The organism is uncultured Stenotrophomonas sp. (assembly GCF_945952405.1).
GTDB lineage: Bacteria > Pseudomonadota > Gammaproteobacteria > Xanthomonadales > Xanthomonadaceae > Stenotrophomonas.
This window is the reverse complement of the sequence record NZ_CAMFIA010000002.1, coordinates 92,459-116,634: the sequence shown is the minus strand read 5'-3', so window position 1 is coordinate 116,634 and position 24,176 is coordinate 92,459. Positions and strand designations below refer to the sequence as shown.

Here is a 24,176-nt window from a genome sequence, read left to right as displayed (position 1 = left end):
TCGAGGTTCCGGCGCGACCCCCTCCCGCAGAGGGCTGCGCCGGACTGGACCGCTACCAGACAACGGAACCCGAATGGCAGAAACCGCCAAGGAAATCATCCAGGTCAACCTGGAAGACGAGATGCGCAAGAGCTACCTCGATTACGCCATGAGCGTGATCGTGGGCCGCGCGCTCCCGGATGCGCGCGACGGCCTCAAGCCGGTGCATCGCCGCGTGCTGTACGCGATGAACGAGCTCAACGCGCACAGCAACAAGCCCTACTTCAAGTCGGCGCGTATCGTCGGTGACGTCATCGGTAAGTACCATCCGCATGGCGATCAGTCGGTGTACGACACGCTGGTGCGCCTGGCACAGCCGTTCTCGCTGCGCTACATGCTGGTCGACGGCCAGGGTAACTTCGGTTCGATCGACGGCGACTCCGCCGCGGCGATGCGATACACCGAGGCGCGCATGTCGCGCCTGGCGCATGAGCTGATGGCGGACATCGACAAGGAAACCGTCGATTTCCAGCCCAACTACGACGAAAAGGAACTGGAGCCGACGGTCATGCCGACCCGGTTCCCGAACCTGCTGGTCAACGGTTCGGCCGGTATCGCGGTGGGCATGGCGACCAACATCCCGCCGCACAACCTGAGCGAGTCGATCAACGCCTGCATCGCGCTGATCGACAACCCGGAAATCGACGTCGACGGCCTGATGGAGTACATCCCGGGCCCGGATTTCCCGACCGCCGGCATCATCAATGGCACGGCCGGCATCGTCGCCGGCTACCGCACCGGTCGTGGCCGCGTGCGCATCCGTGCCAAGGCCGATATCGAAGTGGCCGACAACGGCCGCGAATCGATCATCGTCACTGAAATTCCTTACCAGGTGAACAAGGCGCGTCTGATCGAGAAGATCGCCGAGCTGGTCAAGGAAAAGAAGATCGAAGGCATCAGCGAGCTGCGCGATGAGTCCGACAAGGACGGCATGCGCATCTACATCGAGATCAAGCGCGGTGAATCTGCCGAGGTTGTGCTGAACAACCTGTACCAGCAGACGCAGATGGAATCGGTGTTCGGCATCAACATGGTGGCGCTGGTCGATGGCCGCCCGCAGTTGATGAACCTCAAGCAGATGCTGGAGGCGTTCGTCCGCCACCGTCGCGAAGTGGTCACCCGTCGCACCGTGTTCGAGCTGCGCAAGGCGCGCGCCCGTGCCCACGTGCTGGAAGGCCTGACCGTTGCGCTGGCCAACATCGACGAGATGATCGAACTGATCAAGACCTCGCCGAACCCGAACGAAGCCCGCGAGCGCATGCTGGCCCGCGTGTGGGAGCCGGGCCTGGTCGGTGCGATGCTGGGTGCCGCCGGTGCCGAAGCCTCGCGTCCGGAAGACCTGCCCAAGGGCGTGGGCCTGATCGAGGGCGGCTACCAGCTGACCGAGATCCAGGCGACCCAGATCCTGGAAATGCGCCTGCACCGCCTGACCGGGCTGGAGCAGGACCGCCTGACCGACGAGTACAAGCAGCTGCTGGAAGTGATCGCCGGGCTGATCCACATCCTGGAAGATCCCGACCGCCTGCTGCAGGTGATCCGCGAGGAACTGGTCAACGTCAAGGCCGAGTATGGCGACGAGCGCCGCACCGAGATCCGCCACAGCGAGGAAGACCTCGACATCCTCGACCTGATCGCGCCGGAAGACGTGGTGGTCACCCTGTCGCACGCCGGCTACGTCAAGCGCCAGCCGGTCAGCGCCTATCGCGCGCAGCGCCGTGGTGGCCGTGGCCGCAGTGCGGCGGCGACCAAGGAAGAGGACTTCATCGAACAGCTGTGGCTGGTCAACACGCACGACACGCTGCTGACCTTCACCAGCTCGGGCAAGGTGTTCTGGCTGCCGGTCTACCAGCTGCCCGAAGCCGGTTCCAACGCCCGCGGCCGTCCGATCATCAACTGGATTCCGCTGGAGCCCGGCGAACGCGTGCAGGCCGTGCTGCCGGTGCGTGAGTACGCCGATGGCCAGTTCGTGTTCTTCGCCACCAGGAACGGTACGGTCAAGAAGACCCCGCTGGGCGAGTTCGCCTTCCGCCTGGCCCGCGGCAAGATCGCGATCAACCTCGACGAGGGCGATGCCCTGGTCGGTGTCGGCCTGACCGATGGTGAACGTGACATCCTGCTGTTCGCCTCCAACGGCAAGACCGTGCGCTTCGGTGAGGACAAGGTCCGCTCGATGGGCCGTACCGCCACCGGCGTGCGCGGCATCAAGATGCCGGCCGGCGAGGAAGTGGTCAGCCTGATCGTGGCCGAGAGTGCCGGTGGTATCGAGGACGAGAACGAGGACGACAACGGCGTCGAGGAAGCCGTCGCCAACGGCGATGCGGTGATCGACAGCGCCGACGACGCCAGCGTGCAGTACATCCTGACCGCCACCGAGAACGGCTACGGCAAGCGCACCCCGCTGCCGGACTACCCGCGCAAGGGCCGTGGCACGCAGGGCGTGATCGGCATCCAGACCACCGAACGCAACGGCAAGCTGGTCGCCGCGGTGCTGATGGGGTCCGGCGATGAAGTCCTGCTGATCTCCGATGGCGGCACCCTGGTGCGTACGCGTGGCTCGGAAATCAGCCGCGTCGGCCGCAATACCCAGGGCGTGACCCTGATCCGCCTGTCCAAGGACGAGAAGCTGCAGGCGGTGGAGCGCATGGATGCCTCGATCGACGAGGACGAGGACGAGGTGGCATTGGCTGCCCCTGCCACGACCACGACCGACGGCGCTCCGGCGGCTGCCGGCAGCGAGGACGCCGCACAGGAGTGATCCTGGCGCGCGCCTGAGCTGCCCGACGACGCCGGCCATGTGCCGGCGTCGTCGTATCCGCACGTTGCACATACGCGCGCGCTTCACGTCGGCGGTGGGATAAGGGCGCAAGCTGCCCCGGAGATCGACGATGTCCGCCACGCCGCAGTCCGCTTCCGCCCGCGCTCCCCGCCATCCGCTGGTCACCGTGCTGTCATTGTTGCTGGTCGTGCTGGGCCTGGTCATCGGCGGGCTCGGCGCGTGGCTGCTCAGCCTGGGGGGCTCGGTGTACTACGCGATCGCGGGGTTCGGCCTGCTGGCAAGCGGCATCCTGCTGTTCGGCAACCGTCGCAGTGGCGCGCTGCTGTATGCGCTGCTGTTCCTCGGCACGCTGCTGTGGACCTGGTGGGAGTCGGGCAGCGACTACTGGCGCTGGGTGCCGCGGCTGGGCCTGGTGACCGCACTCGGCATCGTGCTGGCGCTGCTGGCGCCGACCCTGCACCAACCGGTCTCCAGGCGCGTATCGCGCAGCGTCGCCGGCGTACTGATGCTGGTGTTCGTGGCCGCCTTCGGCCTGGCCTTTGCGCCGCACGGCGAGGTGGACGGGCACCAGCCGTTCCCCGAAGCGGCCGCGAGTGCGGGGCTGGCGCCGACCCGCGACACCACCGGCCTGCAGCCGGCCGAGCAACCGGCCGAGGCCGACTGGCCGGCCTGGGGCCGCAGCAATGCCGGTACCCGTTATTCACCGCTGCAGCAGATCACCCCGGCCAACGTCGCCTCGCTGCAGCTGGCCTGGCAGTTCCGCACCGGTGACCTGCCGAACAAGCGCTGGGGGGCGGAAACCACGCCGCTGAAGATCGGCGACCGGCTGTACCTGTGCACCGCACGCAACCGGCTGATCGCCCTCGATGCGGGCAGCGGCAAGGAGCTGTGGCGGTTCGACCCGAAGGTGAAGGACGCCTCGATCCCGTACACCGCGGCCTGCCGCGGCGTGAGCTATTACGAGCAGCCGAGCACGCCGACCCTGGCCGATGCGGCGCTGGCCGATGTCGCCGCCGACCTGGCGCTGCCCGAACCGCCGCCAAGCCCCACGCGCAGCGCCGCAGCGGGCAACCGCCCGGCCTGCTCGGCGCGCATCATCGAGGGCACCCTGGATGGCCGCATCATCGCAGTGGATGCGGACAGCGGCCGCCCCTGCGCCAATTTCGGCAACAACGGCCAGGTCGACATCACCCTCGGCATGGGCGAGGTGCCGCCCGGCTATGTGTCGATCAACTCACCGCCGGCGATCGTGCGCGGGGTGATCGTCACCGGTCACCAGGTGCTGGACGGGCAGCGCCGCGATGCGCCTTCCGGGGTGATCCAGGCCTACGATGCGATCACCGGCAAGCTGCGCTGGGCGTGGGACATGGACCAGCCCGAGCGCAGCGGCCTGCCGCCGCGCGACCAGACCTATACGCGAGGCACGCCCAACATGTGGACCACCGCCACCGCTGATGAGGCGCTGGGGCTGGTCTACCTGCCGCTGGGCAATTCTGCGGGCGATTACTGGAGCGGCTCGCGCACGGAAAACCAGAACCGTTATTCGACTTCGCTGGTGGCGATCGATGTGGCCACCGGCAAGCCTGCCTGGCATTTCCAGGCGGTGCGCAAGGATGTGTGGGACTACGACCTGGGTTCGCAGGCCAGCCTGATCGACTACCCGACCGCTGCCGGCAAGGTGCCGGCCATCCTGCTGCCGACCAAGCAGGGCGACCTCTACATCCTCGACCGCCGCAATGGCCAGCTGCTGAGTGCTGCCGAGGAGCGTAAGGTCCCCATCGGCGGTGTCGAGCCCGAGCAGCGCTCACCCACCCAGCTGTTCTCGCTGTACCACACGCTGCGCCGCGAGCACGACCTGACCGAGCGCGACATGTGGGGCCTGACCCCGATCGACCAGCTGGTCTGCCGCATCCAGTTCCGCAAGGCCTATTACCAGGGCTTCTACACGCCGCCGAGCAGTGACCGCCATTCCATCGAGTATCCCGGCTACAACGGTGGCTCGGACTGGGGCAGTGTCTCCATCGACACCCGCCGCGGCGTGATCGTGGCCAACTACAACGACATGCCCAACTACAACCGGCTGGTGCCGCGCGCCGAGGCCGACCGGCTGGGCTGGCTGCCGCGCGAGATGGTCCGGTTCGACAAGGGCGGTGCCGAAGGCGCGGGCGATCCGCAGGTGGGAACACCGTATGCGATCCAGGTCAACGCCGGCTGGCGGCTGCCGTTCACCGGCCTGCTGTGCAAGCAGCCGCCCTATGGCGGCATCCGCGCCATCGACCTGCGCACCGGCAAGCTGCTGTGGGACCGCCCGTTCGGCAGCGCGCGTGGCAATGGACCGTTCGGCATCCGCTCCGGCCTGCCGATCGAGATCGGCACGCCGAACAATGGCGGCTCGGTGGTGACCGCCAGTGGCCTGGTCTTCATCGCCGCCGCCACCGATGACCTGCTGCGTGCGATCGATCTGAAAACCGGCAAGGAGCTCTGGCACACGGCGTTGCCGGCAGGCGGCCAGGCCAACCCGATGGTGTATGAGCAGGGGGGCCGCCAGTACGTGGTGATCATGGCCGGCGGCCACCACTTCATGGAGACCCCGAAGGGCGATTACGTGATGGCGTTTGCGTTGCCCAGGTAGCCGCACTGGCAATGGCGGCGGCAGGCCGCCCCCGTTGCGCGACGTTGGCTTACACCGTCACCACCACCTTGCCGATCTGCTCGTTCGATTCCAGGTACCGATGTGCGTCCTGGATCTGCGCGAACGGGAACACCTTGGCGATCTGCGGTACCAGCGTGCCCTTGTCCAGGCCGTCGACGATGAAGGCCTTGGCGCGGGCCAGCGCGGCATCGTCGGAGACGATCTCCGAGTACAGGTAGCCCTTCAGCGTCAGCGACTTGCCCAATACATTGAACAGCGGGAACGGAGTGGGTTCGCTGCTCAGTGCGCCGTACTCCAGCAGGATGCCGCCACGGGCCATGGCGTCGGTCAGCGGCACGAACTGCGGGCCGCCGATCGGATCGAACACCACGCGGGCGCCGGCACCGGCGGTGATGCGCGCGACTTCGGCGGCCAGATCCTGTTCCTGGGTAGCGATGACGTGGGCGGCACCGGCCTCAAGCAGGGCCTGGCGCTTGCCCGGGCCACGGGTCACCGCGATCGGCGTGGCACCCACCGCATTGGCGATCTGGATCGCGGCCAGGCCGACACTGCTGCTGGCGGCGGTGATGATGACGAAATCCCCGGCGGACAGATGTGCCTGCTCCAGCAGCGCGCCCCAGGCGGTGACGTACTGCATCCACACCGCAGCGGCCTTCTCGAAGCCCAGCGCCTGCGGGTGCCTGACCACCAGTCGTGCCGGCACGTTGGCGAGTTCGCCGTAGGTGCCCCAGCGCGCGATATCCAGCGGCGGCACCACGCTGACCGCATCGCCTGCAGCAAAGCCGCTCACCGCGCTGCCGACCGCTTCGACCACGCCGGCCGCTTCATAGCCCAGGCGGCTGGGGAACTGCGCTTCCTGCAGGTAGGCGCCATTGCGGAACATCACCTCGGCGCGGTTCAGGCCGATCGCCTTGACCCGGATCTGGACCTCGTCGGCGGCGGGGGCGGGGACGTCGATTTCGTCGATGCGGAGTACATCGGCGTTGCCATACTCGTGAATGCGGACAACCTGGCTCATGGGGGGCTCCAAGCAGAGGCCGGCAGGGGCCGGCGAAAAGGTGAGCGCTACTGTGCGCGTACTCTGCACCCAGAATAAGGGGTAATCTGGCGTTTCATTGGATAAATAGTGTTTGCAATGGACCTGATCGCTCCCCTGCGGACCTTCGCAAAAGTGGCCGAGGTCGGCTCGTTCGCCGCCGCTGCCGAGGCCCTGGACCTGTCGCCGCAGGTGGCCGGCAAGCACATCCAGGCGCTCGAGCAACACCTGGGCGTGCGCCTGCTCAACCGCACCACGCGCAAGCAGAGCCTGACCGACTTCGGCCAGGCCTACCTGGCGCGGGCGCGGGTGATCCTGGAAGAAGTGGAGGGCGCCGAGCAACTGGCCGAAGTGGCGCGCGGACGGCCGATGGGGCGCCTGCGCATCAGCGCGCCGGTCACCTTCGGCGTGCACGCGTTGGGGCCGGCGGTGGTGGCCTACATGCAGCAGTACCCGGACGTGCAGGTCGACCTGAACCTGTCCAACAGCCTGGTGGATATCGTTGAAGAGGGCTACGACCTGGTGTTCCGTACCGGTGACCTGGCCGACAGTGGCCTGGTGGCGCGGCGGCTGGGGCGGTATCCGCTGGTGCTGTGCGCGTCACCGGCGTATCTGGCCGCGCGTCCGGTCATTGCCCATCCGACCGACCTGAGCCGGCACGAGTGCCTGGGATTCGCCCATTCGATCATCCGCACGCGCTGGAGCTTTCTCGATCTCGACGGCAGCGTGCTGACCGTGCCGGTGTCCAGCCGGTTCATGGTCAACCAGGCCGAACCGTTGCTGACCGCGGCCGTGGGCGGGCTCGGCCTGATCCTGCAGCCCTACGAAATGCTGGCGGCGGCACTGGCCCGCGGCGAGCTGGTGGAGGTGCTGCCCGCGTACGAGCCGGTGTCGACCTGGATCAACCTGCTGTACCCGCGCGACCGCCAGTTGACGCCCAAGCTGCGCAGTTTCCTGGACTTCTGCGTGGCGCGCTTCAGTGAGCAGACGATGGCCCGTCGCTAGCGCAGCCATCGGTTAATCTGGTTTCCATCCCCCGCGAAGGATCGCACCCTCATGTCGCTTGCATGGCCGCACCGTGTCGCTCGCTTCCTGCCCCTGATGCTGCCGGCCCTGCTGTTCAGCAGCGGATTGCGGGCGTCCGGAGATCCAGCGCAGGCGCTGGCCGAGTGGGAGCTGCACGGGCGTGCGGACGGCCTGGCGCGGCCTGACAGTGGATGCCAGGACTTCCTGCAGGCAATGCACAGGAAGCCTGCGGGGCTGGAGTATGTGGGCTGCAGCAAGGACGACGCGTCCTACATCCGGCCTGTGCAGGCCCGCTATCGGGTCGCCGGTGCGCAGGCCGCACAGGTCGAAGCCTATCTGCGCGCGACCTTCGGCATGCCTGCACTCCGCTATGTCTGCTGTGGCTGGAGCAACGGCGCCCCTTACTCCTGGCGCGAAGGTCCGCAGGCGCCGAGGTACCAGATCGGCATGGGCGTGGAGTCGTTGCCGTACGAACGCAACGAATGGCATCGGATCGATGCCTTCAACGTGACGGTCGAGGTGTTTCGGCAGAGTCCCTAGCGCGGATGCTACGGGAGGCTGATTCCAGGTCGTTTCTACCCGGTCGCCACCGGCACCCGCACCATCTTCGTCATCAGATGTTCCACCACACCCGCGGGATTGGCAGTACGGCCGACATGCGTGCTCGACATCTGCACGACCGAGCTGCGCTTGGCAGTGAGGAAATGGAAGCGCGCGCGCGCTGGCAGCTGCGCGATCGGCCCGGCGCTGGCATCACCACGGCAGATCGCCACGATCGCATCCAGCCAGGGCTGCAATGCCTCCTGGTCCAGTGCCGGGGCAAACGCCTGCAGGCGCGCCGGATCGATCTCGATGGCGGCTTCCAGATGACGCGCACCGGGACAGGATACGATCACCCCGACGTTGATGAATTCCTCGCGTTCCACCCGCGGTACCACGCGGATGACGGCGTAGTCATACGTGTGCAGCGTGGGCACGGATGGCCTCCTGCACGAACACCGCACGCACGTTCAGGCGATGCTTGAGATAGTCGATGTACCCCTGGCGGTAGGCCTGCGGGCTGTCGAACGCCGGCTCGTTGACCAGCCAGCTGTCCGGCACCAGGCCGACGATGCGCTCGATCTCGGCATCGGTCAGGCGTGCGGCCAGTCCGGCATCCACCTCGGCGATACGGCTGGCGAACGACAGCAGTACATGATCGCGGATCAGCACGAAGGGCTTCTCGCAGGCGTCACCGGCGTTGGCCCAATCGTGGTGGAAGTACATCGCCGCGCCGTGATCGATCAGGTACAGCCTGCGATGCCACACCATCAGGTTGGGATTGCGCGTGGTGCGATCGACGTTGCTGGTGAACGCATCGAACCAGACGATGCGCGAGGCCAGATCGGCGTCCACCGGCATCGCTGCCGGGTCGTAGTTGATCGCGCCGGGCAGGTAGTCCAGGCCCAGATTCAGGCCCTCGCTGGCGCGGATCAGCTCCTGGATCTCCGGGTCCGGCTCAGTGCGGGCGAACTCGCGGTCCAGCTCGACGAACAGGATTTCCGGGATCGGCAGGCCCAGCGTGCGCGCCATTTCACCGGCAATCAGCTCGGCAATCAGTGCCTTCGGACCCTGGCCGGCGCCACGGAACTTCAGCACGGCCATGCCGTCGTCGTCGGTCTCGACCACGGCCGGCAGGGAACCACCTTCCCGCAGGGGGGTGATGTAGCGGAGGGCATGTACGGTACGCATGGGCGCATTCTAGTGCCTGCGGTGGGCGCCGACGAGGCAGGCGTGTGGGCTCAGCCGGCGCTGCACATCTGCAGCGCCAGGCGGGCAATGCCCAGGGTCCGGAACAACCTGCCGGCACTGCATGCCGCAGGGCCGGCGTGCATCGAACCGATATTGACCTGGATGGCGACGGTGCACGCTGCCTGCTCGAACCACCAGGCACTCGCACTGCTGCCGAGGACATTGCCATCATGACCCAGCACGTTGCCTTCGGGGGTTGCCATGCGGAACAGGCCACGCCCGGTTTCACCGCGCTCGCCCGCCGCTCGCCAGCGTTGCATGGCCTGCATGCCCGCCGCGGAAAGCAGCCGGCCGTCGGCCAGCGCCATCATGAACCGCAGCAGTTCGTGGGTGGGGCAGACCAGCCCGCCGGCAGCCCATTCCACCGAGAGATCGCTGGATGACACGTCGATGCGATCACTGTCGATGACAGGGAACTGCGGGCAGAGGCCTGCGCTGGCGAGGTACTCGGCCGTTCGCCAGTGGTAGCGCTTCGCGCGCAGCTGGTGCACCGATGGCCCGAATCCTTCCAGGCAGGTGGCAGTCAGCCCAAGGGGCTGCAGTATCCGCTGCTGCAGCACTTCCACCAGGGAACGCCCACTGACCTGCTCGATCAGCAGGCCCAGCAGGGTGAAGTTGCTGTTGGAGTAGTGGAATGCTTCGCCCACAGGCGCCGCTGCCGCCCGGCCGCGCACATACTGCAGTGGCTCGTCGGCGCTCCATGGTCTGCCCGGTGCAATGTCGATGCCACGGCCCCGGCGGATCCAGTCGGGTGCATCCTCCCAGCTGAAGATGCCGCTGTGGTGGTCCAGCAGGTCAGCGATGCTGGCGTGCGCAGCATTGGCGATGCCATCAAGGCATTGCGCGGGAAGATGTTGCGCGATGGAATCGTGCAGGCACAGCCGGCCTTCCTCGGCCAGTTGCAGGACCAGCACTGCGATCCAGGTCTTGGTGATGCTTCCGATGCCCAATGCGAGTCCCGGTGCTGCCGGGCGCCGCTGCTGGATATCCGACCAGCCAGCGGCACCTTCCCAGAGCATCCGGCCATGGCGACCAACCGCTACCCAGATGCCCGGAACCTGTTCCGGAGCGATCCGCTCCAGCAGTGATTGCATCCGGCTGCCATCGATCATGGCAGGCGGCCATGGGCAGCGGCATCGCTGGAGGCTCTCCAGAACCAGCCCGGTTCGGAATCGAGCAGGGCGCGCCCCCTGGCCAGGAAGGCGGCGTGTTCGTGTGCCGGTACCATCGAGCCGCCAGTGCTCCACATCAGGTGGGTGATGTCCGAGGGGGCGACGGCGAGTGCATCGATATAGCGTCGTCCTGCTTCACTGGCCAGCAATGATCCGGGGCCGGACAACGCGGCCGCCGCCGACGGTTCCAGCGTTGCCGCCAACTGCTGCTGGGCGGTGAACAGGCAGCGGAACAGATCGTCATCGGCGATCGTCATGACACCGGACAGCAGCGTGCGCATCAGGGGAGCGACCAGCGGCGAGGCGAGGCCGACAGCCAGGCCGTCCGCTTCGGTACGGTTGTCCAGCCCCAGCGCATGGACACTGATCGGGTGATCGCTGCCGCTGGCCAGCTGCACCAGCATGCAGGGCGAGGCGACCGGCTCGATGAAGAAGCAGTGGACGTTGTCCCCGAGCAGCTGCTTCAAGCCGTAGGCAATGCCGCCGGGCGCACCGCCTACGCCACACGGCAGGTAGACGAACAGGGGATGCCCGGCGTCGATGCTGCGGCCTGCATCGCGCAGCTGCTGGACCACATGGCGGGCACTTGCGGCATAGCCGAGGAACAGCATCATCGATCGCTCGTCATCGACAAAATGACTGAGCGGGTCGGCTCCGGCTTCACGGCGCCCGGCCTCCACCGCCGAGGCATAGTCACCGGTGTGCTCGACCACCCTGGCACCGTGATCGCGCAGTCGTTGCTTCTTCCACTGCTTGGCATCCACCGACATGTGGATGACGGGCCTGAAGCCCAGTGCCGCAGCGAAGATGCCGATGCTCATGCCGAGGTTGCCGGTGCTTCCCACGGCCACGGTGTAGCGCGAGAACAGCGCGCGCGCCTCCGCTCCCAGCAGGTGCCCGGGGTCAGTGCGGAGACCCTGCTGCTGTGCAATGCGCTCGGCCAGTGCCAGCACCTCGTGGAAACCGCCCCGTGCCTTGATGGAGCCGGCCACTGGCAGCATGTCATCGCGTTTCAGGAACAAGGGGCCACTGTCCTTGAACAGGAGCGGGTGGCATGACGCCAGTGCATCAGCGGACTGCAGGGGCGATTCGATTCCCTGAGGGGAGGACGCTGCGCCGGCAAACAGGTCGGCCAGCAGCTCGCCGGCACGACCCATGCGCGATTCGGCCTCGGCCAGCTGCGACGGTGCAGGACCTGCAGCCGGAATGCCTGGCGCCCGTTGCGGGTTGATCCATACCAGCGGAGTCTGCTCCCGCAGCGCCCGTTCCAGCGCGGTATCAAGTGTCATGGCCTGTTGCTTCCCGAAGTGAATGGCTTCATGGCAGGCTATAGCAGGCCCGTTCGCCGAGGTAGGCAGCCGGTCTTATGGGTCCATCAGCTGGGTTTATGCATGAATCTGGATTCGTCGATGCTGTCGGCATTGCGTGTCTTCGAAGTGGCGGCAACGCACGGCAGTTTTACCCGCGCCGCGCACGCACTGGAGCTGACGCAGAGCGCGGTGAGCCAACAGATGCGCAATCTCGAGCAGCGCCTGGGCTATGCGTTGTTCGTGCGCCTGGCGCGCGGACTGGCGCTGACCCCGAAGGGCCAACAGCTGTATCACGCGGTGTCCGAAGCGCTTCGAGGCATCCAGGTCACCGTTGACCGGCTGGCCACCGATGCGCGCGAGATCCAGTTGAGCTGTCTGCCATCGTTCGCGCTGCAGTGGCTGATGCCTCGCCTGGCCAGTCTTCACCGGCAGCATCCGCAGGTGTCGCTCAGGACCAAGGCGACATTCGATGTGATCGATGCGCGGATCATGGCGGAGGAGGGCTTGGACATCGCCATCCGTTATGACGATGGCGATTACCCGCAGCTTCCTTGCAGAGTGTTGATGCAGGAATACCTGGTGCCTGTGGCTACGCCGCAGTACCTTGCGCGCCATCGGGGCCTGGCGCAGGGAGACTTCGACACGGATGTCGTGCTGCTGCATGACAGCAGCCCGTGGGCAGGGGCAGCGGCGTTCGTGGAATGGTCCTCGTGGGCGGCGATGCATCAACCAGCGCTGCTGGACCGCATCGCGGGACCGGAGTTCAATCTCGCCAGCCTGGCGATTGCCGCTGCAGTCAACCACCAGGGGGTGGCGATGGGGCGGATGGCACTGGTGCAGGATGAGCTGGAGCGTGGCGTGCTGGTGGATTTCAGCGGCAAACGCCTGCTTTCACCGGCACGTTATGTGGCGGTCACCGGTCCAGCCGGCAGTCCACATGCAACCGAATTTCTCGATTGGCTGCAGGCGGAGTGTGATGCGTATTGTGCCTGGCGCGATCGCCGTTACGGTCCCGCCTGCGGCGCGTAGCCTGCCTCACGATCAATGGACGTGGCGCGGCTTCACGCGGCCGTACTGCGCTGGTGGGCAAGATCCAGACGCACGGATTCCCGATCGAGGTGCGTGTCTCTTCCTTCATTGCCGCAAGCAGGGTTCCGCTTTCGGCACGATGTGGCTCAAGACCAGCAGGCTGTGCGGTTCCGGCTCCACGATGTCTCCACCCGATGCGGAGGTACAGGATGAGCGACGAACTGAATGCGGCTCTTCCTCCCTTGGACGATGCCAAGGCCGAGGAAATGATCGGCAAGGTGGTGCTGGTCGGGGTGACCCGCTACGGCGGCGATGGCCAGGTGCAGGGTCTGGAGCAGTACGCGGGCACGGTCCTGCGCATCAGTGCCGACGAAGGCGTGGTGCTGGCCGATGAGAACGATGGCCACGAGCGTTACCTGCCGCCGATGCTCGACCAGTACCAGCCGGCCGAACCCGGTGAGTACCGCATGCGCAGCAGCGGCATGATCGTGGTCGATCCGGATTACCTGGCGACCTGGGACCTGCACGCCCAGCAGTAGTGCCAGGCCATGCCTGGCAGCTCCCGCACTTTGCCCCATCCGGCCAGTCGTCCTTCCGGCCCATTCACGACAGCTCCTGCGGTGCTAGATTCGGGCCCTTGCCCGTCCTCGGGCTCCCATTCACACCCCAGGGGATAAGGATGCTCATCCGTCGAACCTCTCTGGCGGCGGCCATTGCCGTTGCCACCGTCGGCCTGTTGGCCACTGGCCCGGCGCTTGCCGATTACGCGAAGCCGCCGGAGCAGCTGCTCAAGGTGCTGAAGGCACCGCCGCCGCCGGCGCCGAACGTGGCGCCGGGCGGACAGCGCCTGCTGCTGACCACGGCGCAGACCTATCCGTCGATCAGCCGCGTTGCCCAGCCGTACCTGAAGCTGGCGGGCGTGCGCCTGGAGCCGAAGAACCGCAGCCGCCATGACACGCCCGGTGGCTACGGCATCCCGGCCTGCGTGGCCGACTTCACCCTGGTCGACATCGGCAGTGGCAAGGAGACCAAGGTCAACCTGCCGCAGGGCTGCGCCGGCGGCGCGCTGTGGTCGGCCGACGGCAGCCACTTCGCTTTCCAGAACGCGGTCGATACCAGCGTGCAGCTATGGGTGGGCGACGCCGCCACCGGCCAGGTGAAGCAGGTGCCGAACGTGCAGCTGAACCCGATCTTCGGCTACACCGTGCAGTGGCTGGGCGGAAGCCAGAACCTGCTGGTGAAGCTGGTACCTGCCAACCAGGGGCCAGCGCCGTCCAACGGCGGCGTGCCGACCGGCCCGGATGCGCAGGAGTCGCTGGGCAGCAGCGGCGAGAGCAGCACCTATGAAGCGCGCGACACGCTGACCAGTGCGCATGACGAAAAGCTGTTCGCCTACTACGGTGCCTCGCAGCTGGCCGTGGTCGATGCCGCCAACGGCAGCGTGCGCCCGGTCGGGCAGCCGGCACTGTTCAACGAAGTCAACGCCGCGCCCGATGGCGTGCATGTGCTGACCGAGTCGATCAAGGCGCCGTTCTCGCACGCGGTGACCTACCAGCGCTTCGCCAATGACGTGGCCGTGCTGGACGTTGGCAATGGCCGCAGCACGCCGATCGCCAGCCTGCCGCTGGCCGATCGCGTGCCGGTGCATGGCGTGCCGGAGGGCCCGCGCGGCTTCGACTGGCGCGCCACCGATCCGGCCACCCTGGTCTATGCCGAAGCGCTGGACAAGGGCGACTGGAAGGTCAGCGTGCCGCACCGCGACCGCGTGCTGATGCTGAAGGCACCGTTCAACGGCAAGCCGGTGGAGATCACCCGCACCGCGCAGCGCTTTGAAGGCTTCGCGTGGACGGCGGATCCGGCCGTGGCGTTCCAGTACGAGAACGACGAGAACCGCCACTGGATGCAGACCCGCATCGTCGATGTGGACCAGCCGAAGAAGGAAGGCCGCCTGCTGTGGGACATGTCCAGCGACGAGCTGTATGGCAATCCCGGTACCCTGGTCTACACCCGCCTGCCGAATGGCGCGCAGGTGGTGCGCCAGGACGGCAACCACGTGTTCCTCAGTGGCCGTGGTGCCTCGCCACAGGGTGACCGCCCGTTCCTGGACCGGCTGGACCTGGGCACGCTGAAGAGCGAGCGCCTGTTCCGCAGCAGCGCCGATGCCTATGAACAGTTCCTTGGCTTCAGCAACACGCCGGGGCGCTACCTGACCTGGCACCAGTCGGTGATCGATCCGCCGAACGCCTTCATCCGCCAGCAGGGTGAGGCCGTGGCGGATGCGAAGACCGGCGAGGCGCAGTTCACTTCCGCCGCCACTGCGCTGACCCGGCTGGTCGACCCGACCCCGGAAGTACGCCAGATCAAGAAGCAGCTGGTGACCTACAAGCGTGCCGACGGCGTGGACCTGTCGTTCACCCTGTACACGCCGCCGGGCTACAAGGTGGGCCAGCGCGTGCCGGCGATCCTGTACGCCTACCCGGCCGACTTCGCCAATGCCGCACAGGCCGGCCAGGTGTCCGGTTCGCAGCAGACCTTCACCCGCCTGCAGCCCTACCGCCTGATGCTGCTGGCCGGCTACGCGATCATCGACAACGCCTCGTTCCCGATCGTGGGCGATCCGAAGAACGCCTATGACACCTACCTGGAACAGCTGGAGGCCGATGCCAAGGCGGCGGTGGACAAGGCCGTGGACATGGGCGTGGTCGACCGCAACCGGATCGGCGTGACCGGTCACAGCCATGGTGGCCTGATGACCGCCAACCTGATCGCGCACACCACGCTGTTCAAGGCAGGCGTGGCGACCAGCGGTTCGTACAACAAGACCTTCACCCCGTTCGGCTTCCAGAACGAGCGTCGCTCGGTGTGGCAGGCGCAGGACGTGTACCTGAAGGCGTCGCCGTTCTTCTATGCCGACAAGATCAAGCTGCCGCTGCTCCTGGTCCACGGCGAGGATGACGCCAACCCGGGCACCGAGCCGTTCCAGTCGCGCAAGCTGTACCAGGCGATCCGCGGCAACGGCGGTACCACCCGCCTGGTGATGCTGCCGAACGAGCCGCACTGGTACACCGCGCTGGAGTCGAATGAACAGCTGGTGTCGGAAATGCTGAACTGGTTCGACACCTACGTGAAGAACGCAAAGTAAGCGAACCGGAAGGCCGCCCCAGGGCGGCCTTCCTGCATCCTGTAGAGCCGCGCCCACGCTCGGCGGCGTGTTCGCCTGTAAACAGATGCAAGTGCTTTGCAAGCAACTGTGGAGACTCGGTAACGACGTGTCACCGGCACATTCCCGCGCCCTGCAGATGGGCTAGGCTGAGCCTGGAAGTTCGTTCCGGATCGGTGCAATGAAAGCCATCTTCCTTGCTGCAACGGTGTCGTTGATCCTGGCCGCTACGGCCCATGCCCAGCCGCTGCCTGCCGAGCTGGCACAGCTGGGAATCATCGCCGGCATGCCCTACGCCAAGGCCAAACGCCTGCTGGACGCCGCGGGTTGGCAGGTGAAGCCCGCGCAGGGGGCGCCTGAATCGCTGGAAGGCTTTCCGGAAGTCGGCTGCGAGAAGGGCGGAAAGCACTGCGCAACGACCTTCGAGAAGGGCGGGCAGCAGCTCGCGGTGCACCTGGGCACTACCCTGGCAGGGCAGCCGTTCGTGCAGGGCGCTGACTGAACTCCCGTTGCGCTCAGGCCAGCGGTAGCCTGTCCTGCGCGTGCGACAGGCGGTCATGCAGGTCGCGCACATGCTCGGCCTTGGCATGGGTCCGTCCGCTATCGCCGAAGCTGCGCAGGTAGGCGCACGCGGCAAAGCCGGCGCTTCTCTTTTCGTAGTCGGCAATCCACGCCAGCCGGTCCGGGTTGCCGGCCTGTTCGGCCGACCACGCCGCCACCGGTGGGCGGATGCGGTACTTCAGGCCGACGCGCCACGGCTTTGGCGTCAAGCGTGCACGAAAGCACTGCTGCAGCCTGCACATGCGCGCGTACAGGGGGTCGGTACCCAGCGCCTTGAAGAACGCCTGCAACTGTTCGTCTTCCGGAGAGAAGGTGGCGTGCATCGCCAGCACGCGCAGCCCGGCCGGTGTGCGGTAGGCGCGCAGGTGCCAGTCCGGATGCTGCTGGCTGAAGTCGGCCACCCGCTGCAGGGCCACCCCTTCGGCGCCACCGGCGGCGGCCAGGCGCCGCTTGCGTTGCATCAGCATCGCGGCGTTGACCAGGATCACCGCGGCCACGCCCAGTACCAGCCCCACCAGCCAGTGCCAGAGCAGGGTGCCGACGATGGCGCCGGCGAACAGCAGCACGGCCGCGATGATGGCCGGCATCACGCAACCGGCCGGTGGCTGCGCGTGGTCGATATCGGCGAACAGCACGTCGGGCGTGTTGAGGCAGAGTGCGCCATAGCTGTTGCGGGTGATGATGACGTCACCATCGCGCTGCACGATCTGTTCGCGGATCGGCACGCCTTCCACGCCGTAGTTGCTGCGGACTTCGCGGCGCGGCAGGACCTGCCCGGCGAGGATGGCATTGAGCGCCTCGTTGGCACGGCGGTCAGCGTGTGCTTGGGCCTCGGCAGGGCTCTCGTCGGACCAGCCAAAGCGGCGCACCACCACCGGCCGGCCGCGGAAGCGGGCCTGCAGGCGGGCCTCCGCCCAGTAAGCGGGAACCATCATCATCGTGCGAACTCCGTCATCCCTGGCTGGGTGCCGCGGTGAGTCTGGCATAGCCCCACCGCGGCCGCATCCTTCTGCTGCGGCGCATCGATGGGAGTGGTAAATTGCGCGCCTTGCATGCACTCCACCAAGGACGGAGCGATGTTCATGACCCAGCGCTGTCTGCTGGCCCTGGCCTGTGCCGGGGCCGTCGGCGTTGCCACGGCGGCACCCCCGCCAGGACCGCAGATCCTCAGCAGCGACGCCAGTCGTTTCTACGCGCTTTATGACAGTGCCGGCGGCAAGCCCAGCACTGCCCAGCTGCGTGGCTATCTGGCCGAAGCCAGCCCCGGCCTGTCCGAGCTGGCCAGGGCGCGCCGGGTGACGCCGGAACGGATCGCCGATGCCATCGCCAGTGATCCCGGGCTGTACGCGCATGGCCGCAGCTGCCTGGCCGAACTGCCGGCGGTGAAGCAACGCCTGGTGCAGGTGTTCGCCAACCTGCAGGCGATCTATCCGCAGGCGACGTTCCCGCCGGTGAGCGTGGTGGTGGGCCGTGGCCGGCCGGTCGGGCTCACCTCGAAGGGCGGCGTCATCATCGGGCTGGAGGCGCTGTGTGCGGCGGATTTCATGAATCCGAACGTGCAGGACCGCTTCGTGCACGTGATCGCGCACGAGTACGTGCATGTGCAGCAGACCACGCAGACCGACTTCGAACCGGGTGATCCGCGCGCCACCGTGCTGCGGGTTTCACTGGGCGAAGGCATCGCCGAGTTCATCACCGAACTGATCTCCGGCAACGTCGGCAACGGCCGCCATGCGGCCTGGACACGTGGCCGCGAAGTGCATATCGAAAGCGCCTTCGCGCTGGACATGGACAGCACCAACCTGTCGGCCTGGGCCTACAACTACAAGCCTGGCTCGCAGGAACCCTACGATCTGGGCTACTGGGTCGGCTATCGCATCGCGAAGGCCTACTACCTGCAGGCCAAGGACAAGCGTGGCGCGGTGCGCGCGCTGATCCAGCAGGACAATCCGAAAACGATCCTGGCCGCCAGTGGCTGGACGCCGGGCATGTGGATGCCGGCCAAGGTGACGGGCGTGGCGGCGCGCACCGCCTCACGATGAAGGCCCGGCCAGGCGCTAGACTGCAGCGAAGGTCTGCTGGAGAACGTGCATGCGTAGAACGGTTGTGTTGGCCACTGCGGTCACCCTGGCGCTGGGGCTGGCGATGACGGACGCGCTGCGCGCCGCCGAAACGGCTGCGGTCAATCCGTTGCTGCAGACCCCGGTCGAACAGCTGCGTCCGGACGAGGTGCAGTTCATGCAGCAGCGCCTCGCCGACTGGCCGCAGCTGCAGCACTATCGTGACGCCAACCTGCGCCTGCCTGCGGCCACGCCGGGCCATCCGCGCGTGGTGTTCTACGGCGATTCCATCACCGAAGGCTGGGGCAGGGAAGGCAGTGCCGGTTTCTTCCCCGGCAAGGGTTGGCTCAACCGTGGCATCAGCGGCCAGACCACCGCGCAGATGCTGCTGCGTTTTTCGCAGGACGTGCTGGCGCTGCATCCCCAGGTGGTGGTGATCCTGGCTGGCACCAACGACATCGCAGGCAACACCGGTCCGTCGACCCAGGCGATGATCGAGGACAACCTGCACGCGATGGTGGCACTGGCGCGCGCGCAGGGTATCGGCGTGGTGCTGGCTTCGGTGCTGCCGGTCAGCGACTACCCGTGGCTGCCGGGCACCGCGCCTGCCCCCAAGGTGCGGGCGTTGAACGCGGCACTGAAGCGCTATGCCGATGCACAACAGCTGGTGTACCTGGATTACTACACGCCGATGGCCAATGCACAGGGCGGGCTGGACCCGCAACTGGCCGACGACGGCGTACACCCCACGGCCAAGGGCTATGCGCTGATGACGCCGTTGGCCGAAGCGGCGGTCAGCCGCGCACTGGCGAAGTAGCCGCTGGCAGGCTGGCCAGCAACCATTCGCAGAAGCTGCCCACCAGCGGGTCGGCCGCGCTGTCCTCATGCACCAGCCAGCTCCAGCGCGGGCCCCGCACGCGCAGCGCATCCAGTGGCTGCAGCAGGCCCTGCGCGCACGCACGTGCGGCCAGCAACTCGCTGACCAGGGCAATGCCCAGCCCTTCGCAGGCGGCATCGAGCAGCTGCCCCGGTTCGGAGAAGTTCATGCCTTCGCGGCGCTGGCCGACATCAGTACCGCCCTGCACCTGCCATTGGCTCCAGTCCATCTCGCGCTCGCCATGCAGGGTGAGGCGTGCGTGCACAGGGGTGGCGAGCAGTGACGGATGGCAGGCCGGATAGAGGCGGTCCTGCAGCAGCACGCGGTGCTGGCAGTGCGCCTGTGCGTCGAGATCGTCGCGTACCGCCAGGTCCAGCGTCTGCGTGCTCATGTCCGGCGCTTCTTCGCTGGTCAGCAGCCACAGGTCAGCGCCGGGATGCAGCTGATGGAATGCCGCCAGCCGCGGCACCAGCCAGTGGCGGGCAAAGGCCGGGCTGGTGTTGACGATCAGTTGATTCGGCTTGCGGTACTGATCGAGCCGGCGGATGCCACTGGCCAGCTGGCGCAGCAGGGACTGGGTGGTCTCGAGCAGGTCAACCCCGGCATCGGTGAGGGTGACGCTGCGCCCCTGGCGGAAGAACAGGGGCTGCTGCAGTGAGTCCTCCAGGCCGCGGATCTGCTGGCTGATTGCCGATTGGCTCAGATGCAGTTCTTCGGCGGCGCGATGGAAGCTGCCCAACCGGGCGGCGGCCTCGAAACCACGCAGGGCGTTCAGTGGCGGCCAGTGCTTGAGCATTATCAATAAGTAAAACTGTTCAATAGATGGCTGAATCTATCGTTTGTCCTTATGGCTCGGCAAGCGCAGCATGGTTCAACCCCCGAACGGCCCTGGAGCCACGCATGAACACCCGTCGTCACTTCCTTACCCAGCTGGCAGGCGCGGCCGGTCTTGGCGGCCTGGCCGCACTGGGCCTGGCCGGGTCCGGTCGCCTGGCTGCGGCCGGCCCGCGCGCGGGCATCTGGCGCATGCCCGATGAGCATGGCGCGCAGGAAAGGGTGTTCCTGGCCTTCGCCGCGCAGCCGCGGGTGTGGGGCGCACAGGCGGACGCGGTGAACACGGCCGTGGCCCGGCTGGCGCGCACCATCGCCGGGCACCAGCCGGTCAGCGTGCTGTGCCGCCCGGCGCAACGGAAGCAGGCACAGGACCGCTGCGGCCGCGACAACATCGAGTTCCTCGAGGTGCCGCTGGATGACATCTGGGTGCGCGACTACGGCGGCTGCTTCGTCACCGATGGCCAGGGCGGGCTGGGCCTGGTCGACTTCAACTTCAATGGCTGGGGTGGCAAGCAGCGTGCGCAGGACGACGGCGCGGTGGCACCGTGGCTGGCGCAGGTGACCGGTGCCACGCTGCTGGAAAGCGATCTGGTGGGCGAGGGCGGTGGCATTGAAGTCGACGGCCACGGCACCGCCATCCTCACCGAGAGCTGCTGGGTCAACCGCAATCGCAATCCGGGCTGGTCGCGCGCGGACATCGAATCCGAACTGAAGCACCACCTCGGCCTGCGCAAGGTGATCTGGCTGCCCGGTATCGCCGGCAGGGACATCACCGATGCGCACGTGGACTTCTACGCGCGCTTCGTGCGACCGGGTGTGGTGATCGCCAACCTGGACAACGATCCGCAATCCTACGACCACGACCTGACCCGCGAGCATCTGCGGATCCTGCGCGAGGCCACCGATGCCGATGGCCGCCGCCTGCAGGTGCACACGCTGCCGCCGCCACTGGATGCGCGCGACAACGTGCATACCCGTGACAACGACGATCTGGCGATGGGCTACATCAACTACCTGCCGATCAATGGCGCGGTGGTCGCACCGCAGTTCGGCGATGACGCCGCCGACGGCTATTGCCGTGAGCTGCTTGAGGACCTGTACCCGGGCCGTGTGATCGAACAGGTGGATATCGATGCGATCGCCGGCGGCGGTGGTGGCATCCACTGCGTGACCAAGAACATGCCCAGGGTCGGCTGACGCGGATCAGGCGTGGTCCTGCTTCAGCGCAGCGTCGGCGGCCAGCAGGGCTTCGGCCGCCGCGCTGAGCGGCGGCGACGGCGGGGCGACCACGCCGATCGCTTCCATCATCTTCGGCATGCCCAGGAACTGGCGCGCGCGGCGGTCGTAGATGCCGGTGACCAGCAATGCGCGGGTCGCGATCTTCTGTTCTGCGCCGATCAGCACGCGCTGCTCCATGATGCCGCGCGAGCCGACCCAGCCAACCAGCCGCGTCTCCAGGGTGAAGCGCTGGAACGGCTTGAGTTCGCGGCGGAACTGGATGGTGCCGGCACCGACGATCGGCGCCCACTTCTCGCGCAGCGCCACCCGGCCCAGGCCCATGCGCAGGATCAGGTCCAGCCGGCCCAGGTCGAAGATGTTCCAGTAGCGGCCATTGGTCATGTGCAGGTTGCTGTCCAGGTCGTTGGGCAACACCCGGAACTGCAGCCGCGAGACCCCGAACGGGGCCTCCAGCTTCGGCCGGAACAGGCTGCACAGCAGCAGGTGGAGCAGGCGGAACCAGAGATTCATGACTATGACGACTGTTATAGAGCCGCCGGTACGCTAATCTATGACGACTGTCTTAGCAAGGAGACTGCCGTGAGCCCACGCCCCTCTGATGCCCCTCAACGCGTGATTGATGCGGCGGCACAGATGCTGGCGCGGGTCGGCCTCAATGCCACCAGCATCCGCGAAGTGACGAAGCTGGCCGAGGCACCGTTGGGCTCCACCTACCACCACTTCCCTGGCGGCAAGCAGGAGCTGCTGGCGCGTGCCACGCACAGGGCCGGCGACAAGGTGGAGGCACTGCTGGTGGACCTGCTGAAGGGCGGAGCCATGCAGGGCCTGCGGCAGTTCCTGGCACTGTGGCGGGAACGCCTGCTGCGCTCCGGCTTCCGCGCCGGTTGCCCGGTGCTGGCTGCTGCCGTCGAGGAACCGGTGGAGGCGATGCCCAGCCAACCCCGCGCGGCAGCGGCCGAGGTGTTCGCGCGCTGGCAGGGGCATCTGGCCGCGGCGTTCATCGACGAGGGCCATGAACCGGCCCGGGCCGCCGAGCTGGCCAGCCTGGTGATCGCCAGTGTTGAAGGCGCGGTGGCGATGTGCCGCGCGCTGCAGGACATTGCCCCGTTCGACCAGGTTGCCGCGCAGCTGCTGAAGGCCGCGGCACGGCCTTGATCGGCCGCGGTGGGCAGGCGAGACTCGCGCTGACCCCAGCCGTGGACACCCCCCATGGACGAACCGCAACGCCGCCGGTTGATCGAGCACTACCTGCAGGCCTACAACCGCTTCGACATCGACGGCATGCTGGCCGTGCTGGCGCACAACGTGCGATTCGAGAATCACAGTGGCGGCCGGATGACGCTGGCCACCGAAGGCGTGGACGCATTCGGCGAACTGGCGCGGCAGTCGGCGCAGATGTTCAGTGAACGCGAGCAGCGCCTGCTGTCGCTGGTGTTCGACGGCAACCAGGCCACGGCGGGGATCGGCTGGCGCGGCGTGTTTGCGCAGGACATTCCGGACGGGCCGCGCGCAGGTGCCGTGCTGGAGTTGCAGGGACAGAGCGCGTTCCTGTTCGTTGGCGACCGCATCGCCCGGATCGTCGACCGCAGCTGAGCGCGGCCGATCCCGATCACCTGTCCCAATCACCTGGCAGGGGCCGCCTGTGCGCGGAGTGGAAGCGGCGGCCCGTCGCGGTAGAATCCGCCCGTCACCGTCTACGCGTGCCCGGCAAGGATGTCCGCATGCAATATCAGCTTCCGCGATTTCCAGACTGCTTCGCCCACTGCAGCACGCGTGGCGGATGAAGCGATCCCGACATGTCTCCCGCGTGCGCCTGCCGGGCATGCACGAGCAGGGATGGGGGCGGGCAGGTGTGTCGCATACGGTCTGGCCGCTGCCTGCAGTGCGGGTTTTTTCACTGCGCCTGGGGCAGGCGCGCAGGTACTGGTACCAAGGGCTGCGAGCCTGATTAAGGTTTTCAGGGCGCGATGAGCGCTGCCGCAGTCGGCGGCATTCTGCTATCTGTCTGACGCAGGATCGGGTCGGACAACATCACATCTGGATCAGGAGGGGTTGCGTATGGATTGCGCTGTGAAATCGAGCAAGGGGTGGTGGCGCGGGTTGGCGCTGGCGTTCTGCGCGTGGGCATCACTGCTGCCCGCCTGCGCCATCGCGCAGGCGCCGCCGCCGCCGCCGCGGGAGGCCGTGGTGGCGGTCAGTGAGGGCACGGCTGTGCAGGCGCCTTGTGACTGCACCTACCAGCGGATCGGCCCCAGGGTCGATATCGCCCTGGTGGTGTTGATCACGCTGGCACTGGTGGCGGTGCTGCTGGCAATGTCACGGGAATGGGGCACGACGTCGCAGTGCTGGACCTGCCGCAGCGGCGCGCTGCTGATGATCATCGGCGGGACCGCCCTGCTGTGGTGGGCCGGCAGCATCATCTACCTCGGCTACAAACCGTGGCAGGACGAGGCCGTAGTGGGCGAGGTGCATTGGCTCGACACGCTGCTCGGCACCTCGCCGAAATGGGTTGCGGCGCTGGTGCTGTGGGGGCTGGCGCGACCGCTGTGGCGCCAGGCTGAGCGCATGCCGCGCTGGCGGATCGGCTGAGTCGTGGCCGGCGGCGCCGGATGA

Annotated in this window: 22 protein-coding genes; 14 read left to right on the top strand and 8 right to left on the bottom strand. The window is 67.1% G+C overall.

Translation table 11 applies throughout. From position 1 onward, the window contains the following. Positions 1-73: 73 nt before the first annotated feature. Positions 74-2,794, top strand: coding sequence for a DNA gyrase subunit A (gyrA, locus tag Q0P60_RS02885; RefSeq protein WP_294988047.1), 2,721 nt, complete (start codon positions 74-76; stop codon positions 2,792-2,794). A gap of 130 nt (positions 2,795-2,924) precedes the next feature. Then, positions 2,925-5,447 carry a membrane-bound PQQ-dependent dehydrogenase, glucose/quinate/shikimate family gene (locus tag Q0P60_RS02880; RefSeq protein WP_294988045.1) on the top strand — a complete coding sequence of 841 codons (2,523 nt, stop codon included), beginning with the start codon at positions 2,925-2,927 and terminating at the stop codon, positions 5,445-5,447. A 49-nt stretch (positions 5,448-5,496) separates the two neighbouring features. Here the strand turns inward: Q0P60_RS02880 and Q0P60_RS02875 are convergent, their stop codons facing one another. Continuing rightward, complete coding sequence (locus Q0P60_RS02875) at positions 5,497-6,486, bottom strand: zinc-dependent alcohol dehydrogenase family protein (protein WP_294988043.1); 990 nt, start codon at positions 6,484-6,486, stop codon at positions 5,497-5,499. Between the two features lie 117 nt (positions 6,487-6,603). Between Q0P60_RS02875 and Q0P60_RS02870 the strand changes: the two genes are divergently transcribed. After that, positions 6,604-7,509 carry a LysR family transcriptional regulator gene (locus Q0P60_RS02870; RefSeq protein WP_294988041.1) on the top strand — a complete coding sequence of 302 codons (906 nt, stop codon included), beginning with the start codon at positions 6,604-6,606 and terminating at the stop codon, positions 7,507-7,509. Between the two features lie 51 nt (positions 7,510-7,560). After that, positions 7,561-8,070, top strand: coding sequence for a DUF4952 domain-containing protein (locus tag Q0P60_RS02865; RefSeq protein WP_294988039.1), 510 nt, complete (start codon positions 7,561-7,563; stop codon positions 8,068-8,070). A 35-nt stretch (positions 8,071-8,105) separates the two neighbouring features. Here Q0P60_RS02865 and Q0P60_RS02860 read toward each other — a convergent pair whose 3' ends face one another. Genes Q0P60_RS02860 through Q0P60_RS02845 form a run of 4 tightly spaced genes read right to left on the bottom strand, consistent with a single transcriptional unit; the run spans position 8,106 to position 11,782 of the window. Then, positions 8,106-8,507: a DUF3037 domain-containing protein gene (locus Q0P60_RS02860; RefSeq protein ID WP_294988037.1), complete on the bottom strand. Its 402-nt coding sequence runs from the start codon at positions 8,505-8,507 to the stop codon at positions 8,106-8,108. Next, positions 8,485-9,261, bottom strand: a complete 777-nt coding sequence (locus Q0P60_RS02855; RefSeq protein WP_294988035.1) for a HipA family kinase — start codon at positions 9,259-9,261, stop codon at positions 8,485-8,487. The genes Q0P60_RS02860 and Q0P60_RS02855 overlap by 23 nt, the downstream gene beginning before the upstream one ends. Before the next feature lie 50 nt (positions 9,262-9,311). Beyond that, positions 9,312-10,415 carry a serine hydrolase domain-containing protein gene (locus Q0P60_RS02850; protein ID WP_294988033.1) on the bottom strand — a complete coding sequence of 368 codons (1,104 nt, stop codon included), beginning with the start codon at positions 10,413-10,415 and terminating at the stop codon, positions 9,312-9,314. A 14-nt stretch (positions 10,416-10,429) separates the two neighbouring features. Further along, positions 10,430-11,782: a D-serine ammonia-lyase gene (locus Q0P60_RS02845; RefSeq protein ID WP_294988030.1), complete on the bottom strand. Its 1,353-nt coding sequence runs from the start codon at positions 11,780-11,782 to the stop codon at positions 10,430-10,432. 120 nt (positions 11,783-11,902) lie between these two features. Here Q0P60_RS02845 and Q0P60_RS02840 point away from each other — a divergent pair, with 120 nt between their 5' ends. The 4 genes from Q0P60_RS02840 to Q0P60_RS02825 all read left to right on the top strand — a co-directional run bounded on the left by Q0P60_RS02840 (position 11,903) and on the right by Q0P60_RS02825 (position 16,494). Then, a complete protein-coding gene (locus Q0P60_RS02840; protein ID WP_294988028.1) occupies positions 11,903-12,832 on the top strand; it encodes a LysR substrate-binding domain-containing protein in 930 nt (309 codons plus the stop codon). 209 nt (positions 12,833-13,041) lie between these two features. Further along, the gene (locus Q0P60_RS02835) at positions 13,042-13,371 is read left to right on the top strand and encodes a hypothetical protein (RefSeq protein ID WP_294988026.1); all 330 of its coding nucleotides are present in this window, start codon (positions 13,042-13,044) and stop codon (positions 13,369-13,371) included. 140 nt (positions 13,372-13,511) lie between these two features. Beyond that, positions 13,512-15,974, top strand: a complete 2,463-nt coding sequence (locus Q0P60_RS02830; protein ID WP_294988025.1) for a prolyl oligopeptidase family serine peptidase — start codon at positions 13,512-13,514, stop codon at positions 15,972-15,974. A gap of 199 nt (positions 15,975-16,173) precedes the next feature. Beyond that, positions 16,174-16,494, top strand: coding sequence for a hypothetical protein (locus Q0P60_RS02825; RefSeq protein ID WP_294988023.1), 321 nt, complete (start codon positions 16,174-16,176; stop codon positions 16,492-16,494). Between the two features lie 13 nt (positions 16,495-16,507). Here Q0P60_RS02825 and Q0P60_RS02820 read toward each other — a convergent pair whose 3' ends face one another. Continuing rightward, positions 16,508-17,491: a hypothetical protein gene (locus Q0P60_RS02820; protein ID WP_294988021.1), complete on the bottom strand. Its 984-nt coding sequence runs from the start codon at positions 17,489-17,491 to the stop codon at positions 16,508-16,510. Between the two features lie 144 nt (positions 17,492-17,635). Here Q0P60_RS02820 and Q0P60_RS02815 point away from each other — a divergent pair, with 144 nt between their 5' ends. Further along, positions 17,636-18,595, top strand: coding sequence for a DUF2268 domain-containing putative Zn-dependent protease (locus tag Q0P60_RS02815; protein WP_294988019.1), 960 nt, complete (start codon positions 17,636-17,638; stop codon positions 18,593-18,595). Positions 18,596-18,644: 49 nt separating this feature from the next. Beyond that, positions 18,645-19,430, top strand: coding sequence for an SGNH/GDSL hydrolase family protein (locus Q0P60_RS02810; RefSeq protein ID WP_294988017.1), 786 nt, complete (start codon positions 18,645-18,647; stop codon positions 19,428-19,430). Here Q0P60_RS02810 and Q0P60_RS02805 read toward each other — a convergent pair. After that, positions 19,408-20,286, bottom strand: coding sequence for a LysR family transcriptional regulator (locus Q0P60_RS02805; protein WP_294988015.1), 879 nt, complete (start codon positions 20,284-20,286; stop codon positions 19,408-19,410). The two genes, Q0P60_RS02810 and Q0P60_RS02805, sit on opposite strands and share 23 nt — an antisense overlap. 104 nt (positions 20,287-20,390) lie before the next feature. On the opposite strand from Q0P60_RS02805, the gene Q0P60_RS02800 reads away from it, so the two are divergent. Next, entirely contained in the window at positions 20,391-21,521 is a 1,131-nt protein-coding gene (locus Q0P60_RS02800; protein ID WP_294988013.1) for an agmatine deiminase family protein, read from the top strand. 6 nt (positions 21,522-21,527) lie between these two features. Here Q0P60_RS02800 and Q0P60_RS02795 read toward each other — a convergent pair whose 3' ends face one another. Next, positions 21,528-22,073 (bottom strand): thioesterase family protein, encoded by a 546-nt coding sequence (locus Q0P60_RS02795; RefSeq protein WP_294988011.1) that lies wholly within the window; start codon positions 22,071-22,073, stop codon positions 21,528-21,530. A gap of 69 nt (positions 22,074-22,142) precedes the next feature. On the opposite strand from Q0P60_RS02795, the gene Q0P60_RS02790 reads away from it, so the two are divergent. The 3 genes from Q0P60_RS02790 (at position 22,143) to Q0P60_RS02780 (ending at position 24,152) form a co-directional block, all read left to right on the top strand. Next, positions 22,143-22,718 (top strand): TetR/AcrR family transcriptional regulator, encoded by a 576-nt coding sequence (locus tag Q0P60_RS02790; protein ID WP_294988009.1) that lies wholly within the window; start codon positions 22,143-22,145, stop codon positions 22,716-22,718. A 54-nt stretch (positions 22,719-22,772) separates the two neighbouring features. After that, on the top strand, positions 22,773-23,156 hold the full coding sequence (locus tag Q0P60_RS02785; protein ID WP_294988007.1) for a nuclear transport factor 2 family protein: 384 nt from the start codon (positions 22,773-22,775) through the stop codon (positions 23,154-23,156). Positions 23,157-23,633: 477 nt separating this feature from the next. Continuing rightward, positions 23,634-24,152: a hypothetical protein gene (locus Q0P60_RS02780; protein WP_294988005.1), complete on the top strand. Its 519-nt coding sequence runs from the start codon at positions 23,634-23,636 to the stop codon at positions 24,150-24,152. The last annotated feature ends 24 nt before the right edge of the window (positions 24,153-24,176 follow it).

Bases quoted from the DNA above. Each gene is read 5' to 3' on its own strand.
- Q0P60_RS02805 (WP_294988015.1), bottom strand. From the start codon at position 20,286: ATGCTCAAGCACTGGCCGCCACTGAACGCCCTGCGTGGTTTCGAGGCC.
- Q0P60_RS02810 (WP_294988017.1), top strand. From the start codon at position 18,645: ATGCGTAGAACGGTTGTGTTGGCCACTGCGGTCACCCTGGCGCTGGGG.
- Q0P60_RS02870 (WP_294988041.1), top strand. From the start codon at position 6,604: ATGGACCTGATCGCTCCCCTGCGGACCTTCGCAAAAGTGGCCGAGGTC.
- Q0P60_RS02815 (WP_294988019.1), top strand. From the start codon at position 17,636: ATGACCCAGCGCTGTCTGCTGGCCCTGGCCTGTGCCGGGGCCGTCGGC.
- Q0P60_RS02825 (WP_294988023.1), top strand. From the start codon at position 16,174: ATGAAAGCCATCTTCCTTGCTGCAACGGTGTCGTTGATCCTGGCCGCT.
- Q0P60_RS02880 (WP_294988045.1), top strand. From the start codon at position 2,925: ATGTCCGCCACGCCGCAGTCCGCTTCCGCCCGCGCTCCCCGCCATCCG.
- Q0P60_RS02800 (WP_294988013.1), top strand. From the start codon at position 20,391: ATGAACACCCGTCGTCACTTCCTTACCCAGCTGGCAGGCGCGGCCGGT.
- Q0P60_RS02875 (WP_294988043.1), bottom strand. From the start codon at position 6,486: ATGAGCCAGGTTGTCCGCATTCACGAGTATGGCAACGCCGATGTACTC.
- gyrA (WP_294988047.1), top strand. From the start codon at position 74: ATGGCAGAAACCGCCAAGGAAATCATCCAGGTCAACCTGGAAGACGAG.
- Q0P60_RS02820 (WP_294988021.1), bottom strand. From the start codon at position 17,491: ATGATGATGGTTCCCGCTTACTGGGCGGAGGCCCGCCTGCAGGCCCGC.
- Q0P60_RS02830 (WP_294988025.1), top strand. From the start codon at position 13,512: ATGCTCATCCGTCGAACCTCTCTGGCGGCGGCCATTGCCGTTGCCACC.
- Q0P60_RS02795 (WP_294988011.1), bottom strand. From the start codon at position 22,073: ATGAATCTCTGGTTCCGCCTGCTCCACCTGCTGCTGTGCAGCCTGTTC.
- Q0P60_RS02840 (WP_294988028.1), top strand. From the start codon at position 11,903: ATGCTGTCGGCATTGCGTGTCTTCGAAGTGGCGGCAACGCACGGCAGT.
- Q0P60_RS02785 (WP_294988007.1), top strand. From the start codon at position 22,773: ATGGACGAACCGCAACGCCGCCGGTTGATCGAGCACTACCTGCAGGCC.
- Q0P60_RS02850 (WP_294988033.1), bottom strand. From the start codon at position 10,415: ATGCAATCACTGCTGGAGCGGATCGCTCCGGAACAGGTTCCGGGCATC.
- Q0P60_RS02835 (WP_294988026.1), top strand. From the start codon at position 13,042: ATGAGCGACGAACTGAATGCGGCTCTTCCTCCCTTGGACGATGCCAAG.
- Q0P60_RS02855 (WP_294988035.1), bottom strand. From the start codon at position 9,261: ATGCGTACCGTACATGCCCTCCGCTACATCACCCCCCTGCGGGAAGGT.
- Q0P60_RS02865 (WP_294988039.1), top strand. From the start codon at position 7,561: ATGTCGCTTGCATGGCCGCACCGTGTCGCTCGCTTCCTGCCCCTGATG.
- Q0P60_RS02845 (WP_294988030.1), bottom strand. From the start codon at position 11,782: ATGACACTTGATACCGCGCTGGAACGGGCGCTGCGGGAGCAGACTCCG.